We start from the raw sequence: 16,974 nt of genomic DNA on the forward strand, positions 1-16,974 counted from the left end.
GGCGCCTAATTATTCTCGAAAGAGAAGCGATAAAGCCCGTTGCTAACGCAACGGGCTTTTTTCGTATATACGCTGCGTGAAAAGAACGACTCCCGATGTCGATTAGATTATTGCTCCTGCATAATCGACACTTCCGTCATCCATGACGGTCGCCCGCCGCTGAGCGGGTTCCCCAGCTTCGTAACAAGTTACTCCGCGTTCAAGTCAGACTGAATACTGCGTATTCAAAGCGCCCAACTTTCACCCCCATGTGTTCGCTGCGCGAACTACGAGAGTAGTCGCCACTTTTATTTCACTTTTGTAAAAGTGAAGACAAAAAAGGATTCTCGAAAGAGAAGCGAAAAAGCCCGCTACTATGTAGCGGGCTTTTTCGTTTGTAATCGTTGAGGTTAACTCTAGCTAAGGATTTTGTCTAAGATGGCTTTATTGGCATCGGGGAATTCGTACTGGCTGAGTTGTTCTCTTTCAACCCAGTTGACTAGCTGGCCTTCTAAGCCCTTTGCCTCACCACTAAAATTGGTTACCCAATGGATATCTAAGAAGACTTGCTTATCACCATAGTCATGGTGGATTTCCATCATGGGTTCGGTAGCATTTACGTCTAAGTTTACTTCTTCTTTAAGCTCTCTAATGAGCGCTTCTGAAGTCGTCTCTGACTTTTCCACCTTACCACCAGGGAACTCCCACTTTCCGCCTTGGTGCAGGTGTTCAGGACGCTTTGCCAATAAGATGCGTTGATTTTTATCTTGGATCACTCCAACAGCAACGTGGATCAGTTTGCTCATTGGTTTTTATCATCTTTAAATGGGTTTTTATCTAGAAAAAAGTCATCCTCGTCGTAGCCTAATTGATCTAGCATTTCAGGATCGAACTCTGATTTTACTGGGATGGCATTTTTCTCTGACGCCCAATCTCCAAGATCGATTAATTTACAGCGTTCGCTGCAAAATGGCTTGAACTCAGATTCAGCATTCCAGGTTACGGGCTTTTGGCAAGTCGGGCATTTTACGGTTAAAGACATAATGAACCTTGTCAGCTTAGAGCCTGACGTTTAAAAGTGTATAAGTAGATTTTAAAGCGTTAAGTGCAGGTTGCCAACTCGAATTCGATCGCTTGGTCAGAATGCTTCTGTTGGTCGAATTGCACAAAATGTATCGCGTAGCGGTTTCTATGTCCGCTAATGGTTGGGTAGCAGCCCTGTTCGGCGGCGAGTTTGACTCTTATCAGTGATAAAGGCTGTTCACTATTGCTTTGGTAAAAGCCGCCACTAGCCTGTTTTACTTGGTACTGTGTAGTTTGCCTTGTTAAATCTAGCAGTAATTTTACCGGTGACAGTATGCTTGCAAACTGACCCACCCAATCTTGATATTCACTTTGGCGAACCTGCCACGGTTTTGCTAACCAATAATGCAGTTGTGGTAAGTCGAAATTGCAACTCGCACCGGGCATATTGAATCTTTGCCTCAATGCAGACAAGAAGCGGTCATGCTTTAGTTCATGACCTGGGCGTTGAGCGGCTTGTAATATGTCTCTACACGTACTCAACTTTGAGATGTAAAGCTCAACTTGCTCATCATTGATAGTGGGTAGAGATTGCCATTTTGATAAGGCAAACAGTTGCCTATCTAAATCTTTGAGCACTTCACCGCGGTAATCGCAGCGCTCGGTAAGTTCACACAATGAGAAAAGGGGATAAAAACAGCGATGCTGATGATCTTGATCTAGGTTAGCCTGTAGTTGCTCAGCCAAGTATTCTAGGCGCAAGTAACTACGAGTTTTTTCGTTCAGAGGTTGTTCATAGATCAATTCAGTCATGGCGTTATTCAAGAATTACTGGATAATTTTAAATAAAAGTTATGTAGTGCGTGTACCTTGCACTTTAACGCCGATATCTCTCCATGGTTGTCTATGACATCATCAGCTTTTGACAGTTTTTCAGCTCTAGGAGCTTGACTGCCTATTATATTTTTTACCTGCTCTGCAGTAACCGCATCTCTGCTAATCGTTCTTTGTTGCTGCAGCTCCGGCGAAATATCCACCAGAAGTGTTCGATCTACTAACCTATCTAACCCGTTCTCAAATAGCAAGGGTACAACCATAATTACATAATCTGATTGTGCATTTTTGCACTGCTGCAGCATTGATTCTCGAATCATTGGGTGTAATAGGTTATTTAGCCATAGTCGCTCGGCGTTATTTGAAAATATCTTTTCTCTAAGCTTTGCACGATCAAGGTTACCGTCAGCGAGTAGCGTGTCTGAGCCAAAGTGTTCTGCAATTTTGATAAGACCTGTAGAGCCTTTAGCTACCACTTCGCGGGCGATAATGTCGGCATCAACGAGCGTAATCCCGAGCTCAGCAAAAAGGTTTGCGACAGTGGTTTTGCCACTACCGATCCCGCCTGTTAGTCCAACTATATAGTCAGCCATAGTGATTCCTTTACTCTTTACGCCCCTCTATAAGGTAGAAAGATACCAGTTGGTAATGCTTTCGCCCCAGATCATCGCTATCCAGCCAGCAGCAGCGATGTAAGGTCCAAACGGGATCGGGTTACCATGATTTAATTTTTTGAACACGATAAGTGCGATACCGACTATGGCGCCAACAAGTGATGACAGTAAGATAACCAAAGGCAGCACTTGCCAGCCAAACCAGGCGCCAAAAACGGCTAACAGCTTAAAGTCGCCATAGCCCATGCCGTCCTTGCCTGTAAGCAGTTTAAACAGCCAAAACACGCTCCATAAGCTCAAGTACCCTGCTGCTGCACCTATTAAGGCATCTGATGTTGTCGCAAAGGTACCACTTAAGTTAATGATGAGCCCCAGCCATAATAACGGCAGAGTAATCTGGTCTGGCAGTAACATTTCGTCTAGATCTATCCCGGTTAACGCGATAAGACAAAATGTCAGTAAAGTGGTTAGCGCAAACTCTAATGTGGGACCAAAATGCCAGGCTAAAAAGGCAACGAGTGCGCCAGTAATGAGTTCAACAATAGGGTAGCGAGCCGAAATAGGATTGCTACATGCCGCGCATTTGCCCTTTAGCATTAACCAACCAAGAATGGGCAGGTTATGCATCGGTTTGATATTGGTTTTGCATTTAGGGCAAGCAGAGCCGGGAACAACTAAATTGTATTTCTCTGGAAAAGCATCGATTGGCGCTTCAAGCAGTTTTTTATTGCTATCGAACACCTGTTTTTTGTATTCACTTAAGTAGTGATTGCATTCTTGCTGCCACTCACGCTTCATCATTACCGGCATACGATGAATGACTACGTTTAAAAAGCTGCCGATAACAGCGGCAAAAACAAAGCTTAGTGCGATAAAAAGCCAGGGGGTTTGGCTAAAAACAGAAATTAGTTCAGTCATTATTATTCTTAAATTGTAAAGACGCGACAATAATTCCGCGTCTTTGGTATTTATTAAAGAGGCCCTATCCTACAACATTACCCATTTCGAAAATAGGCAGATACATACCCACAATTAGGCCGCCAACAACAGTACCAATCACCACCATCATAATAGGTTCAATCAGGCTTGATAAGCCATCAACGGCATCATCCACTTGCATCTCGTAGATATTAGCGACTTTGTTGAGCATATTATCAAGTGATCCGGACTCTTCACCAATCATCACCATCTGAATCAGCATATCCGGAAACAGACCGGTTGTGCGCATAGCGACGTTCATCTGCATGCCCGACATTACTTCGGTGCGGATTTTTAAAATCGCTTTCTTGTATACGGCATTACCCGATGCGCCAGCGGCAGACTCAAGACCTTCAATTAACGGCACACCTGCAGCAAAGGTGGTTGCAAGCGTTCGTGCAAAGCGGGCCATGGCGCCCTTGTGTAAAATGTCGCCAATAGCAGGGATTTTTAGTATTAGTTCGTCTACTCTATCGCGGAACATCTGCGAGTTAAGGTGTGCACGCTTAAAGCTCCATATGCCAATTATAATGGCGATAACAAAGAAGTACCAAGAGGCCTGCAGCCAGCGGGAGATGTTAATAATGAATTGAGTAAAAGCGGGAAGCTCAGCGCCAAAGCCTTTAAAGATATCTTCAAATTGTGGCACTACAAATAACAGCAGTAAGGCGGTTACTAAGATAGCCACAATCACAACAGCGGCAGGATAGAACATCGCTTTCTTGATTTTTGATTTTAAGGCTTCAGATTTTTCTTTATAAGTGGCAACTCTATCAAACACTTGGTCTAGCGAGCCAGAGTGTTCACCTGCACCGACTAAATCCACATAGAGATCATCAAAGTATTGTCGATGCGGTCTTAACGAGTCAGAAAGTGGAATGCCTGATTGTACATCGTTAACTATGGTTGCTAACAGTTCACGCATTTTGGGTTTTTCATGGCCTTTACCGAGCATTTCAAGCGTGGTCACAATGGGGACGCCTGCTGCCAGCATGGTCGCGATTTGCCGGGTCATCATGGCGATGTCCATCGCGGTGATTTTTTTTTCAGATTTAAATAGCGGCGCCGACTTTTTACGAACAGCCTTTGGAATAACCCCTTGAGCTTTTAATTGGGCGCGAATTTCTGCGCTAGAAATACCTCGTAATTCACCAGAGGTTTTACCGCCATCGCGGTTGGTACCGCTCCAGGTGTAGGTGATAACTTTAGGCTGAGTTTTTTGCGTTTTCTTTCGCTCTCTTGCTTGCTTGGAGCTTTTGGTTACGATTGCCATGGCGGCCCTTTATATCGTTATTCTATTTCGTGATTTTATAATCGTTATTTTAGGTAACGCTTCATGTCGGTTAATTTTGAGCTGCACATTTTAAGGCTGAAGCCATTTTATTGTGTCTATTAATGATGTCTATTAATGGTGTCGATTAAAAGCTGGTGACGCGATTAATCTCTGCGATACTGGTGACGCCTTGAATAACCTTTAACAGGCCTGAATCGCGCAAATCACGCATGCCCTGGCTTTTCGCTTGTTTGAGAATTTGTAGCGAATTGCCGCCTTCCATAATCGTGCGGGCAATTTCATCAGACATCTTCATCACTTCATAGATACCGACACGGCCCTTATAGCCACCTGAGCAGAGATCACATCCGACAGGTTTGTGAGGGGTTATGCCTGTATCGACTTGTTGCTGACTAAAACCGAGCTTTAATAGCTCATCGGCAGGGATATCTTCCGGGGCTTTACAGGTTGGGCAGAGGCGTCTTGAAAGGCGCTGAGCGATAATCAAATTAACTGAGCTGGCGATATTGTAACCTGGCACCCCCATATTGATTAAGCGGGTTAAAGTTTCAGCCGCAGAATTTGTATGCAGGGTCGATAATACTAAGTGTCCGGTTTGCGCCGCTTTAATGGCAATTTCAGCGGTTTCCAGGTCTCGAATTTCACCTACCATCACCACATCAGGATCTTGACGCAGGAATGAGCGCAGAGCTGAAGCGAAGGTTAACCCCGCTTTTAAATTAATATGAACCTGATTAACGCCTTCGAGGTTAATCTCGACCGGATCTTCGGCGGTTGAAATATTACGCTCTTCGGTGTTAAGAATATTTAGGCCAGTATAAAGCGAGACGGTTTTACCTGAGCCTGTAGGGCCAGTCACCAATATCATCCCTTGAGGTTTAGAGAGCATCTCTTCATACAATAATCTTTGGTCATCTTCATAACCGAGCTTTTCAATACCGAGCTGGGCAGATGAGGAGTCCAAGATACGCATTACAATCTTCTCGCCCCAGATGGTGGGCAAGGTACTAACACGAAAGTCGATAGATTTTGTGCGCGATAGCTTCATCTTAATACGGCCATCTTGCGGTACGCGGCGCTCGGCAATATCAAGCTTTGACATCACTTTTAAGCGGGCAGATATACGGCCTGATAAGTTTACCGGCGGCTCGGAGACTTCATGCAAGATGCCATCGATACGAAAGCGAATGCGATAACGCTTCTCGTAAGGCTCAAAGTGTAAGTCTGACGCACCTTTACGGATGGCGTCAGTTAAAATTTTGTTGATATAGATGACAATTGGCGCGTCATCTTTGCCGTCGCCAGCTTGCTCTTGCTCGCGTTTATCTGTGTCTGTTACCTCGATGCCTGCTAAGGCATCGGCATCGATATTATCAAGATCTAGGCCGCTAATATCATCTTCTAACACTTTCTCTAGCGCTTTAGTGAGCTTGTCATCTTCAACTAGAATCGCTTCAGCGTGCAGGCCTGCGCTAAATTGAAAATCTTCCAGTGCTGCGATATTAGTGGGATCAGATGTGGCGATATAGAGGCGATTGCCGCGCTTAAATAGCGGCAGGCATTTATGCTTTTCGATCAGTTTTTTATTAATGAACTCTTCAGGAATAGAGTTAATATCAAATTCATTGAGATCTAGCAGCGGCGTGCCATATTCTTGATAACACAGCTCGGCGATTTCTCGAGCCGAGATTAGTTTGCTGCTAATAATAGTGCTAACTAATGAGGTTTTATGTTTACGAGAATTGGTTACAGCGGATGCAATCTGTTCTTCGCTGAGTAAACCTTTGCGAATAAATAGGGTAGATAATCCTAGGTGTAAGCCGGTAGTTGGCATGGTTATGTCTTATGTAACTTAAGAGTGGCTCAAAGCTTAGTCGCCTTGAGCCACTAATTTAATTAGCACATTGCGCCAACAGAGCAGACAGGAGTTTCCCAGATTACTGCATTTCCAACAGTGCTCTTGGTTGATAATTTATATGATCCTAAATCGGCATCACCAGAAGTCACTTCTAGGTCAGTACCATCCCAAGTTACGGTACTGATTTCTGTAGCGCCAGTTGCAGCAGTAGCCGCTGGAATACCATCACTTCCTAATGTGTCACAACCAGCCGTTTTCGTCTGAAAACAGACTTCAATAGCAGATTTGTATGCGCTGGTACCTAAAACAACCTCAGAAAAACGAGCTTTCTGTGTATATGTCTGATAAGCAGGCAATGCGATTGCTGCCAAAATACCGATAATCGCCACTACGATCATCAATTCAATTAGGGTGAAGCCCTTAGCTTTGTTCATTTGTAACTGTTTCATATCTATCTCCATTAGAAAGCTTAAAAGTTTTGGCTAGCGGCCTAATCATGGTATTTCGATTAGTTATCTCGTAAATTATTAATCACCGCTAGTCATAGATATGATTAGCACGGGTTTAATAATTGGATTAAGCGCGTATCCAAAAATATATTCAGTGTAAATAGTGCTTCAACCTTGCTTGATGCTCCTGCGTTAGCACATCGCATTGCTCCATGCTAATCATGAAGCTCCATGCTAATCATGAATAAATGATGACTAGCGCGACGAGAGGTATCAGTGTCTATCTTATATCAAGTTTTAGTTATGTGATTACCTGGTTAGTTGTTAATAAAGTGATTTTTGCTCATGTATGCAGAGTATTAAATTTGTACATACATTGGCATCAATACTGCCAATAAAATTTGATTGTAATTTGTACAGTCAAAAAGTTATTTAAGCTTTCTCTCTATTTACATTAATAACAGGTGAATCAAAGCGGCTATTTGCCTAAGTGCAAGTTAGTACAAAGTTAATGAAAATGGAATACCGGATTGCTATAAAGTATCCATCTAATTATGATTTTTTCTGAAAATGGAGGTTTTTTAGTAAAAAGGTTATGAGAGTTGTGTTTGTGTCGACTGTATATTGACGTATATGGTGAAGGTGTCATTTTTTTGAACCTTTTGTCATTGGTTTATTTACTGAAGTGTAGGTTCATTTAGCCTCAGTTTAAAAAATGGTTTTGTTCGTTTTTTATAAGTATTGGTAGCTATGGTGTGGGTGGAAATCGAATCTACATCAAGACTCTTGTTGATGGTTTTACGCTAAAATAGTTAACACTGCAGTTCTGGTTTGTTGGTGAGGACGGAAGCTAAGTACTAGATATGTGGCAGATATTGCTAAAGGTTGGGCTCAATTATGGTGACTTAATAATCCATTAGATAAAATACAACTGTTTGAATAAGCATAGCTTAGCGTTTAAATAACATAAAAATTCAAACATAGGTTTATTGATATTAAGTCAGCTAGCCAGTATTTCGATGGTTAATAATTATTCTTTGATTCAATCAGCGTGTTTAAATGAAGAGTCATAACTGTTTCGCATTTATGCGATAAGATGTGATAACTAATACAGTCTTTTATAGTCTTTTAGGCTTTATTTTTGATGTTTTAGAGAGTCGAGTATTAGAATCACAGTCGTGCGCTTTAATTACAGTTAAAAGTGAAGATAGGTAAAAAGCGTGGAGAAGTAACGGGCAGTTGGCTAGTTCTTTAAAAGTAAAAAGGTTAGCGCTCGCCAACCTTTTTTACAGCTTAACTGCGGTTAAGCTGTGTTTATTTAAGTCTTAATGACAGATCTAGTGCGCGAACGTGCTTTGTTAACGCGCCGACGGAAATAAAGTCGACACCGGTTTTGGCAAAGTTAGCAATAGTGTCGATAGTGACGTCACCTGAGACTTCTAGTTTTACGCCTAGGCCTCTGGCTTTATAGCTGTTATTAAGCTCAACTGCTTCTATCATCATGGTGATATCAAAATTATCTAGCATCACTATGTCGGATTGTGCGTCGAGAGCCTGCTTTAGCTCATCAATACTTTCAACTTCAACTTCGACAGGTTTATCGGCGCGTAACGCTCTGGCCGCTGCAATTGCCTTGGCTATGCTGCCACAGGCCATGATGTGATTCTCTTTAATCAGAAATGCATCGAATAAACCGATGCGATGATTTTGGCCGCCACCACAGCTAACGGCATATTTTTGTGCTGTGCGCAGGCCGGGAATCGTTTTACGAGTATCTAATAGGCGAGTATGGGTGCCTGCAAGCTTATCAACATAATGCTTGGTGAGCGTGGCCACACCAGATAATGTTTGGATAAAGTTCATCGCCGTGCGCTCTCCGGTTAGGATGGCTCTGGCTGGACCTTCAAGCTCACATAAAAGTTGATTAGGCAGGACTAAATCGCCGTCATCCACATGCCAATGCAGTGCAACTTCGCTACCTAACTGATTAAAAACCTGTTCAGCCCAGGCCTTGCCACAAAACACCCCTTCTTCTCGGGTGATTAAGCTTGCCTGTGCAATTTTGTCGGCTGGAATAAGCAGTGCAGTGATGTCTGCATCGGATCTCTGTGTTGAAGTGAGATTTGAATTGGCACCTTGGTGGCCTAAATCTTCATCCAAAGCTGCTTTGACTGAGAGTCGAATATCATTTTCAAGCATGGTGGGCTGTCCTTACTGACTTATAACTGGCATATAACTGATATAACTGGCATCTAACTGCGGTTATAACTGTTGTATACATGGGCACGCTTTAATAGTGCCTTTAATCTTAACATAAAGTTTTAGGGGGAGAGTTAGCATTATTGCGGCTTATGCTCTGGAATTGTTGCTTTTTTTGGGATGATATATCTCAAAAGCGCGACTATATTCATAGGGTTAAAACTGCTAAAGTGAATCTATTATTTTTGCTTTAGGATCTCTGTTTTGTCACTGAATTTACTTGATGGCTGGGTGACTCAGGCACGATTCTGCCTTTCACCGCATTGTAATCAACGACCTGATAATGAAGTTAGTTTACTGGTGATCCACAATATTAGTCTGCCAGCAGGCTGTTTTGGGGAGCCTTATATCGACCAGTTATTTCAGGGGACGCTTGATATTGAAGCCGATGCGAGTTTTAAAGATTTGCAAGGCTTGGCCGTATCGGCGCACTTTTTAATTCGGCGTGATGGCGAGCTAGTGCAGTATGTATCGTGTGATGATAGAGCCTGGCATGCTGGTGTGTCTGAGTTTGCCGGTCGTAGTAATTGTAATGATTTTGCAATTGGTATCGAACTTGAGGGGACGGATACTGCGGCTTATTCGGATAGGCAGTACCAAAAGTTAATTGAGCTGACTCACAGCTTGATGCTCAATTATCCTGACATTACGCCTACGCGTATTACAGGCCACAGTGATATTTCGCCGGGGCGGAAAACCGACCCGGGAACAAGTTTTGATTGGCAGCGTTTTAAAGCAGCGCTGTAACTAGGTGCAGGAATTAGGTGCTGGAATTAGGCGCTACTATTTGACCAAGCAGTAAAGAGGTCAGTGGTTAGCGCGTTAACATTTAAGGTATATGCTATGGCTTTGTTTGCGTTATTAGTTGCAATTTTAGTTGAACGATTACGATTATTGCCTGATCGCTGGCAGTTCGATGCTTTATTGTCTAGGTACCATAAATCATTGGTTAATGAGCAACATGATCAGTCATTGCCAATGATGGCTCTGGCTATTTTGTTACCGGCAATCATCGTTTATCTGTTGTCATGGCTTGCATCGGGCATGTTGTGGGGCGCAGTGAGCGTTGCCTTATGGGTGGCGATAGCCGTATTGTGTTTTAGCCATAATGCCCAGAGGCAGGCATTTAAACGCTACATTCAAGCTGCTTGCCGAGCAGACTCGCAAGCTTGTTTCATTTACGCGAACGAGTTGGATCCGAGTCAAAGCTTAGATTCAGTGAATGAAAAAGAACTGGGTGAAAAGGTCGGCCAAAGTGTGGCGTGGATTAATTACCGTTATTATGGCGCCATTGCACTTTATCTTATTATATTAGGGCCCGTTGGCGCAGTACTGTATTGCACCGTGCGCTTTTATAGTGAGCAGAGTCGTCAATATGAAACTCCACTACCGTTAGTCGATAACCTGTTGTTTGTACTTGATTGGATCCCGAGCCGAGTGTTCTCCTTTGGCTACGTATTAAGCGGCCATTTCAGACAGGCTATTTCGGCCTGGTTGTCACACGCATTAAATCCCAAATCATCAGCGCGTGACACGATTATGCATGTTGCTATAGCAGCAGAAACATTACCTGAGTCATCGTCTGCCCCCATCTGTTTGCAATCGACTATCTCATTACTGCAGTTAAGTAAGCGTAATTTTATTTTGCTGATTACCGTACTTTCACTAATGACGATATTTGGCGTGGTTAATTAATGAGCGTTTGGTTGTGTTTTTAATGAAAAATTAGCAGGTGTTAAATTTAGTTTTACCGAATTATCTAAACCGAAAGTTGCGCGATTTATCGACATTTAACTGATCGCGCATTCTCTTTTAATCCTTATCCATTTACCAAAAATCTCTCCATGTTTAATTGCTTATAATAATTATTATCAATGCGCTAATTGTCAATTTTGGCACATTGGTCTGACCCCATAGTGAAAAAAATCAGCTATGCTCACACATCGCGCATAGATTTGATGGAGATCACTAACTGGACTTCCAAAGTGTGATTTGATAAAGTGCGCTCAGTCAATTAAATTGGTAAGACCAATTTACAATAGGAGCTGAGGCCCAGTATGGCTTATAGCAAAATAAACCAGCCAAAAATTTCTGACGTCATTATGGGACAGTTAGAGCAGATGATCTTGGAAGGTAGTATCCAACCAGGACAGAAGCTCCCCCCAGAACGTGAACTGGCGTTGCAGTTTGAAGTCTCTCGACCTTCTTTGCGTGAAGCGATTCAAAAGCTAGAAGCAAAAGGCTTGTTAATGCGTCGCCAAGGCGGCGGAACCTATGTAAAAGAACAGCTTTGGCAAAGTCTTGCCGATCCAATCGTTGAACTTATGCACTCAGATTCAGAAAGTCAGTATGACTTGCTGGAGTTTCGTCATGCCACTGAAGGCATGATGGCGTATTTTGCTGCACTTCGTGGTAACGACGCTGATATGCAAAATATCAAGCGCACCATTTTAGAAGTAGAAGCAGCGAAAGAGATTGAAGAGCAAGCTAATGCCATTGTGCGTTTTTACCGCGCAGTAGCCGAAGCATCACATAATGTGGCTATGCTGCATCTTGTATTAAGTTTATCCCCTGTGCTGCACAAAAACGTGGCACAGAACTTAGAGCTTTTAAGCCGACGCGAAGAAGCCTCTACTACGGCAAATGACCACAGGCGAGCACTACTCGCAGCCATCATTCGCCGAGATCCAGAAGCAGCACGCGAAGCTTCCAATGAACACTTAAGTTACATTGAAGAAGTGATGTTGGCTGTACGGGAAGAAGACAGTCGATTGCAGCGTAGCCTGCGTCGCTTAAAGAGTGGTGTTTAAGCTAACTCAGTTTTGAGCAAAAGCTTGTCACCAAACCATATTTTTATTATTTAAATACACTAAGCACTGACAATGGTGCCTTAGGTATTACGTATAGGAAAGGACTGCAAATGTCTGAACATATGCTAAATGACGTTGATCCACTAGAAACTAATGAGTGGTTGTCTGCTTTAGAATCAGTTGTACGCGAAGAAGGTGTTGAGCGTGCTCAGTATCTACTTGAGCAAGTACTTGATAAGGCACGTCTCGACGGTGTCGATATGGCGACGGGTATTACTACCAACTACGTCAACACTATTCCTACGAGCCAAGAGCCTGCATATCCTGGTAATACAACAATTGAGCGCCGTTTGCGTTCAATTATCCGTTGGAACGCGATCATGATCGTGCTGCGTGCGTCTAAAAAAGATTTAGACCTCGGCGGCCACATGGCGTCTTACCAATCGGCGGCTTCATTCTATGAAATGTGTTTTAACCATTTCTTCAGAGCTCCGAACGAAGTTGACGGTGGTGATTTAGTTTATTACCAAGGTCATATCTCTCCTGGTATCTACTCGCGCGCATTTGTTGAAGGCCGTTTGACTGCAGATCAGTTAGATAACTTCCGTCAAGAAGTTGATGGCAAAGGTATTCCATCATACCCGCACCCTAAATTAATGCCTGAGTTCTGGCAGTTCCCGACAGTATCTATGGGTCTTGGCCCAATGTCGGCAATTTACCAAGCGCGTTTCCTTAAGTACCTTGATGGCCGTGGCTTAAAAGATACTTCAGCGCAGCGCGTATATGCCTTCCTAGGTGATGGCGAGATGGACGAGCCAGAATCTCGTGGTGCTATCTCTTTCGCGTCACGTGAAAAGTTAGATAACCTTTGCTTCCTAATTAACTGTAACCTACAGCGCCTCGATGGTCCTGTTATGGGTAACGGTAAGATTATTCAAGAGCTTGAAGGCCTATTTAGAGGCGCAGGCTGGAACGTAGTTAAAGTGATCTGGGGCAACAACTGGGATTCACTGATTGCTAAAGACACCACGGGTAAGCTGTTACAGCTTATGAATGAAACCATCGATGGTGATTACCAGACATTCAAATCTAAAGATGGTGCTTATGTACGTGAGCATTTCTTCGGTAAGTACCCAGAAACAGCGGCCCTTGTATCTGACATGACAGATGCAGAGATCTTCGCGCTTAAGCGTGGTGGTCATGACTCATCTAAGCTTTATGCGGCATTCAAAAATGCCCAAGAAACTAAAGGCAAGCCTACAGTCATCTTAGCTAAAACAGTTAAAGGTTACGGTATGGGTGAAGCGGCTGAAGGCAAGAACATTGCTCACGGCGTGAAGAAGATGGACATGACTCACGTACTACAGTTACGTAACCGTCTTGGACTTGAAGACTTACTAAGCGATGAGAAAGTATCTGAACTACCTTATCTACAATTAGAAGAAGGTTCTGAAGAGTATAAGTACCTACACGCTCGTCGTGACGCGTTGCACGGTTATACTCCGCAGCGTCTGCCTAACTTCACTAAGCCGTTAGACTTACCTGCAGTTGAAGAGTTTGCTCCTTTGCTTGTTGAGCAAAAGCGTGAAATCTCTACCACTATGGCATTTGTTCGTACTTTGAACATCTTGCTAAAGAACAAAGGCATTGGTAAGAATATCGTTCCTATTATTGCTGATGAAGCTCGTACTTTTGGTATGGAAGGTCTGTTCCGTCAAATCGGTATTTACAACCCGCACGGTCAGGAATACACGCCTGAAGATCGCAGTGTTGTGTCTTACTATAAAGAAGCGACTTCTGGTCAAGTATTGCAAGAAGGTATCAACGAGTTAGGTGCTATGTCTTCATGGGTTGCTGCGGCAACGTCATACAGCACTAACGATCTACCTATGATCCCATTCTACATCTACTACTCAATGTTTGGTTTCCAACGTGTTGGCGACATGGCATGGATGGCGGGTGATCAGCAAGCTCGTGGCTTCCTATTAGGCGCTACAGCAGGCCGTACAACATTGAACGGTGAAGGTCTACAGCACGAAGATGGTCACAGCCATGTTCAAGCGAACACGATTCCAAACTGTATCTCTTACGACCCAACATTCGCGTATGAGCTAGCCGTTATCATGCAAGACGGTATCCGCCGTATGTATGGCGACCAAGAGAACGTGTTCTACTACTTGACGCTGATGAATGAAAACTATGCGATGCCTGCAATGCCAGAAGGCAGCGAGGAAGGTATTCGTAAAGGTATCTACAAGCTTGAGTCGTACACTGGTAGCAACAAGGTTCAGCTAATGAGCTCGGGTACTATCATGAACGAAGTACGTAAAGCGGCTCAAATCTTGAGTGAAGAGTACGATGTAGCATCTGATGTTTACTCTGTGACTTCTTTCAACGAGCTAACTCGTGAAGGTCAAGATGTTGAGCGTTTCAACATGCTGCACCCAGAAGCTGAGCAAAAGACCGCGTACATTACTCAAGTAATGGGCAGCGAACCTGCAATTGCGGCAACCGATTACATGAAGAACTATGCAGAACAAGTTCGTGCATTTATGCCTTCTGAATCATTCAAAGTACTAGGTACAGACGGTTTTGGTCGTTCAGACAGCCGTGAAAACCTACGTCGTCACTTTGAAGTGAACGCTGGCTACGTTGTTGTAGCTGCACTGAATGAACTCGCTAAACGTGGCGATATTGAAAAGTCAGTAGTTGCAGCTGCAATTGCTAAATTCAACATCGACGCTGACAAGACAAACCCGCTATACGCGTAAGAGGCAATACAAAATGACAATCGAAATTAATGTACCTGACATTGGTGCCGATGAGGTTGAAGTAACAGAGATCCTTGTTAGCGTAGGCGACAAGGTTGAAGAAGAGCAATCGCTTATCTCTGTTGAAGGCGATAAAGCAGCGATGGAAGTTCCAGCATCGCAAGCGGGTATTGTTAAAGAAATTAAAGTTGTAGTAGGCGACAAAGTGTCTACTGATTCATTAATTATGATTTTTGAATCTGACTCTGCAGTAGCTACAACAGAAGCTGCGCCAGTTGTTGAGGCTGCACCAGTTGCGGCTCCAGCAGCGGCTGAGCTAAAAGAAGTTCACGTACCAGATATTGGCGACGACGAAGTTGAAGTGACTGAAATATTAGTGACTGTTGGTGACAGCATCACAGAAGAACAATCACTGATGAGCGTTGAAGGTGATAAGGCTTCTATGGAAGTTCCTGCACCATTTGCTGGTGTACTTAAAGAGATCAAAGTTGCTGTTGGTGACAAGGTTTCTACTGGCAGCTTAGTGATGGTTTTTGAAGTTGCAGGTTCTGCAGCTCCAGCAGCGGCAGCGCCAGTAGCAGCACCTGCTGCAGTGGCATCAGCACCATCAGTACAAGATATTAATGTACCTGATATTGGCGGTGATGAAGTTGAAGTGACTGAAATCATGGTTAAAGTAGGCGACACTGTTACTGAAGAGCAATCTCTTATCAGTGTTGAAGGCGATAAAGCTGCGATGGAAGTTCCTGCACCTTTTGCTGGTAAAGTATTAGAGATTAAAATCGCTCAAGGCGACAAAGTGTCTACCGGTACTTTGATTATGACGTTTGAAGTCGCAGGTAGCGCACCTGTTGCTGCACCTGTACAAGCTGCTGCTCCGGCACCAGCTGTAGCGCCGGTTGCTAGCCAAGCTCCTGCTAGTCAGGCTTCTGCACCTGCTGCAAAAGAAGACTTTGTAGAGAACCATGCATACGCTCACGCCTCTCCAGTTATCCGCCGTATGGCACGTGAACTGGGTGTTAACCTAGCTAACGTTAAAGGGACTGGTCGTAAGAATCGTATCGTTAAAGAAGATGTTCAAAACTACATCAAAGCGGTGATCAAACAAGTTGAGTCTGGCGCAGTTAAAACTGCAGCTGGTGGCGGCGAGCTAAACCTACTTGCATGGCCAAAAGTGGACTTCAGCAAGTTTGGTGAAACAGAAGTTAAGCCACTATCACGTATTCAGAAGATTTCTGGTGCTAATCTACACCGTAACTGGGTGAAGATCCCGCATGTTACCCAGTGGGATGATGCTGATATCACTGAACTAGAAGCTTTCCGTAAGGCGCAAAATGCTGCCGAAGCGAAGAAAGAGTCTGGTATGAAGATCACACCGCTTGTGTTCATCATGAAGGCGGTTGCTAAAGCACTAGAAGCATTCCCAACCTTTAACTCTTCATTGTCAGAAGATGGCGAAAGCTTGATTTTGAAGAAGTACGTTAACGTAGGTATTGCGGTTGATACGCCAAACGGTCTAGTTGTTCCAGTATTTAAAGATGTGAACAAGAAGGGCATTCATGAGCTTTCTGATGAGCTGAAAGAAATCTCTAAGAAAGCCCGTGGTGGTAAGTTAACTGCTGCGGATATGCAAGGTGGTTGCTTCACTATCTCAAGCCTTGGCGGCATTGGCGGTACGGCATTTACGCCTATCGTTAACGCACCTGAAGTAGCTATTTTAGGTGTGTCTAAATCAGATATGAAGCCAGTATGGAATGGTAAAGAGTTCGAGCCACGCTTGATGCTACCGCTATCACTATCTTACGATCACCGAGTGATTGATGGCGCTGATGGTGCTCGCTTTATCACGTACTTGAATAACTGCTTGTCAGACATTCGTACCTTAGTGCTTTAATCCAAATAGGCTGCTTGATTCAAGCAGCCTATTTTCTAGATAGCTTATCTAATTCGCTGAATTGGCACTATTAGTAAACATCAGCAAGATTAAGCGTTTCTAGGATTGTGATCAGCATCAAACAAAGGTTAAAATGCGGCCACCTTACAAGATTTGGCCACAGTTTATCGTTGAGTCGGTATTTATCGTTAAGTCGGTGCCACCAACGACA

The 16,974-nt window shown here is 43.7% G+C and carries 14 protein-coding genes; 5 read left to right on the forward strand and 9 right to left on the reverse strand.

Annotation, left to right across the window (positions count from 1 at the left end):
• Nucleotides 1–395: 395 nt before the first annotated feature.
• The 9 genes from mutT to nadC form a co-directional block, all read right to left on the reverse strand.
• Nucleotides 396–785, reverse strand: a complete 390-nt coding sequence (mutT, locus tag ACVBIU_RS11725) for an 8-oxo-dGTP diphosphatase MutT (protein ID WP_447160773.1) — start codon at nt 783–785, stop codon at nt 396–398.
• Complete coding sequence (gene yacG, locus ACVBIU_RS11730) at nt 782–1,021, reverse strand: DNA gyrase inhibitor YacG (RefSeq protein ID WP_447163836.1); 240 nt, start codon at nt 1,019–1,021, stop codon at nt 782–784. The genes mutT and yacG overlap by 4 nt, the downstream gene beginning before the upstream one ends.
• 59 nt (nt 1,022–1,080) lie before the next feature.
• The gene (gene zapD, locus ACVBIU_RS11735; protein WP_447163837.1) at nt 1,081–1,815 is read right to left on the reverse strand and encodes a cell division protein ZapD; all 735 of its coding nucleotides are present in this window, start codon (nt 1,813–1,815) and stop codon (nt 1,081–1,083) included.
• Nucleotides 1,816–1,823: 8 nt separating this feature from the next.
• Complete coding sequence (gene coaE, locus ACVBIU_RS11740) at nt 1,824–2,429, reverse strand: dephospho-CoA kinase (protein WP_447163838.1); 606 nt, start codon at nt 2,427–2,429, stop codon at nt 1,824–1,826.
• A 27-nt stretch (nt 2,430–2,456) separates the two neighbouring features.
• Nucleotides 2,457–3,368: a prepilin peptidase gene (locus ACVBIU_RS11745; RefSeq protein WP_447163839.1), complete on the reverse strand. Its 912-nt coding sequence runs from the start codon at nt 3,366–3,368 to the stop codon at nt 2,457–2,459.
• A 64-nt stretch (nt 3,369–3,432) separates the two neighbouring features.
• Nucleotides 3,433–4,701, reverse strand: a complete 1,269-nt coding sequence (locus ACVBIU_RS11750; protein ID WP_447163840.1) for a type II secretion system F family protein — start codon at nt 4,699–4,701, stop codon at nt 3,433–3,435.
• A 145-nt stretch (nt 4,702–4,846) separates the two neighbouring features.
• On the reverse strand, nt 4,847–6,556 hold the full coding sequence (gene pilB, locus ACVBIU_RS11755) for a type IV-A pilus assembly ATPase PilB (protein WP_447163841.1): 1,710 nt from the start codon (nt 6,554–6,556) through the stop codon (nt 4,847–4,849).
• Nucleotides 6,557–6,618: 62 nt separating this feature from the next.
• Nucleotides 6,619–7,029, reverse strand: a complete 411-nt coding sequence (locus ACVBIU_RS11760; RefSeq protein WP_447163842.1) for a pilin — start codon at nt 7,027–7,029, stop codon at nt 6,619–6,621.
• A gap of 1,314 nt (nt 7,030–8,343) precedes the next feature.
• Nucleotides 8,344–9,228, reverse strand: coding sequence for a carboxylating nicotinate-nucleotide diphosphorylase (gene nadC / locus ACVBIU_RS11765; protein WP_447163843.1), 885 nt, complete (start codon nt 9,226–9,228; stop codon nt 8,344–8,346).
• A 264-nt stretch (nt 9,229–9,492) separates the two neighbouring features.
• On the opposite strand from nadC, the gene ampD reads away from it, so the two are divergent.
• The 5 genes from ampD (at nt 9,493) to aceF (ending at nt 16,763) form a co-directional block, all read left to right on the forward strand.
• Nucleotides 9,493–10,035 carry a 1,6-anhydro-N-acetylmuramyl-L-alanine amidase AmpD gene (ampD, locus tag ACVBIU_RS11770; protein WP_447163844.1) on the forward strand — a complete coding sequence of 181 codons (543 nt, stop codon included), beginning with the start codon at nt 9,493–9,495 and terminating at the stop codon, nt 10,033–10,035.
• Between the two features lie 96 nt (nt 10,036–10,131).
• Nucleotides 10,132–10,983, forward strand: coding sequence for a beta-lactamase regulator AmpE (ampE, locus tag ACVBIU_RS11775; protein WP_447160782.1), 852 nt, complete (start codon nt 10,132–10,134; stop codon nt 10,981–10,983).
• 362 nt (nt 10,984–11,345) lie between these two features.
• Entirely contained in the window at nt 11,346–12,098 is a 753-nt protein-coding gene (pdhR, locus tag ACVBIU_RS11780) for a pyruvate dehydrogenase complex transcriptional repressor PdhR (protein ID WP_447160783.1), read from the forward strand.
• 110 nt (nt 12,099–12,208) lie between these two features.
• A complete protein-coding gene (gene aceE / locus ACVBIU_RS11785) occupies nt 12,209–14,869 on the forward strand; it encodes a pyruvate dehydrogenase (acetyl-transferring), homodimeric type (RefSeq protein ID WP_447163845.1) in 2,661 nt (886 codons plus the stop codon).
• A gap of 13 nt (nt 14,870–14,882) precedes the next feature.
• The gene (gene aceF / locus ACVBIU_RS11790) at nt 14,883–16,763 is read left to right on the forward strand and encodes a pyruvate dehydrogenase complex dihydrolipoyllysine-residue acetyltransferase (protein ID WP_447160785.1); all 1,881 of its coding nucleotides are present in this window, start codon (nt 14,883–14,885) and stop codon (nt 16,761–16,763) included.
• Nucleotides 16,764–16,974 lie beyond the last annotated feature (211 nt).

It is taken from the genome of Shewanella sp. 30m-14 (genome assembly GCF_052977125.1).

Excerpts from the sequence above, each read along its gene's own strand:
- mutT (WP_447160773.1), bottom strand. The coding sequence starts at position 785 with ATGAGCAAACTGATCCACGTTGCTGTTGGAGTGATCCAAGATAAAAAT.
- yacG (WP_447163836.1), bottom strand. The coding sequence starts at position 1,021 with ATGTCTTTAACCGTAAAATGCCCGACTTGCCAAAAGCCCGTAACCTGG.
- zapD (WP_447163837.1), bottom strand. The coding sequence starts at position 1,815 with ATGACTGAATTGATCTATGAACAACCTCTGAACGAAAAAACTCGTAGT.
- coaE (WP_447163838.1), bottom strand. The coding sequence starts at position 2,429 with ATGGCTGACTATATAGTTGGACTAACAGGCGGGATCGGTAGTGGCAAA.
- ACVBIU_RS11745 (WP_447163839.1), bottom strand. The coding sequence starts at position 3,368 with ATGACTGAACTAATTTCTGTTTTTAGCCAAACCCCCTGGCTTTTTATC.
- ACVBIU_RS11750 (WP_447163840.1), bottom strand. The coding sequence starts at position 4,701 with ATGGCAATCGTAACCAAAAGCTCCAAGCAAGCAAGAGAGCGAAAGAAA.
- pilB (WP_447163841.1), bottom strand. The coding sequence starts at position 6,556 with ATGCCAACTACCGGCTTACACCTAGGATTATCTACCCTATTTATTCGC.
- ACVBIU_RS11760 (WP_447163842.1), bottom strand. The coding sequence starts at position 7,029 with ATGAAACAGTTACAAATGAACAAAGCTAAGGGCTTCACCCTAATTGAA.
- nadC (WP_447163843.1), bottom strand. The coding sequence starts at position 9,228 with ATGCTTGAAAATGATATTCGACTCTCAGTCAAAGCAGCTTTGGATGAA.
- ampE (WP_447160782.1), top strand. The coding sequence starts at position 10,132 with ATGGCTTTGTTTGCGTTATTAGTTGCAATTTTAGTTGAACGATTACGA.
- pdhR (WP_447160783.1), top strand. The coding sequence starts at position 11,346 with ATGGCTTATAGCAAAATAAACCAGCCAAAAATTTCTGACGTCATTATG.
- aceE (WP_447163845.1), top strand. The coding sequence starts at position 12,209 with ATGTCTGAACATATGCTAAATGACGTTGATCCACTAGAAACTAATGAG.
- aceF (WP_447160785.1), top strand. The coding sequence starts at position 14,883 with ATGACAATCGAAATTAATGTACCTGACATTGGTGCCGATGAGGTTGAA.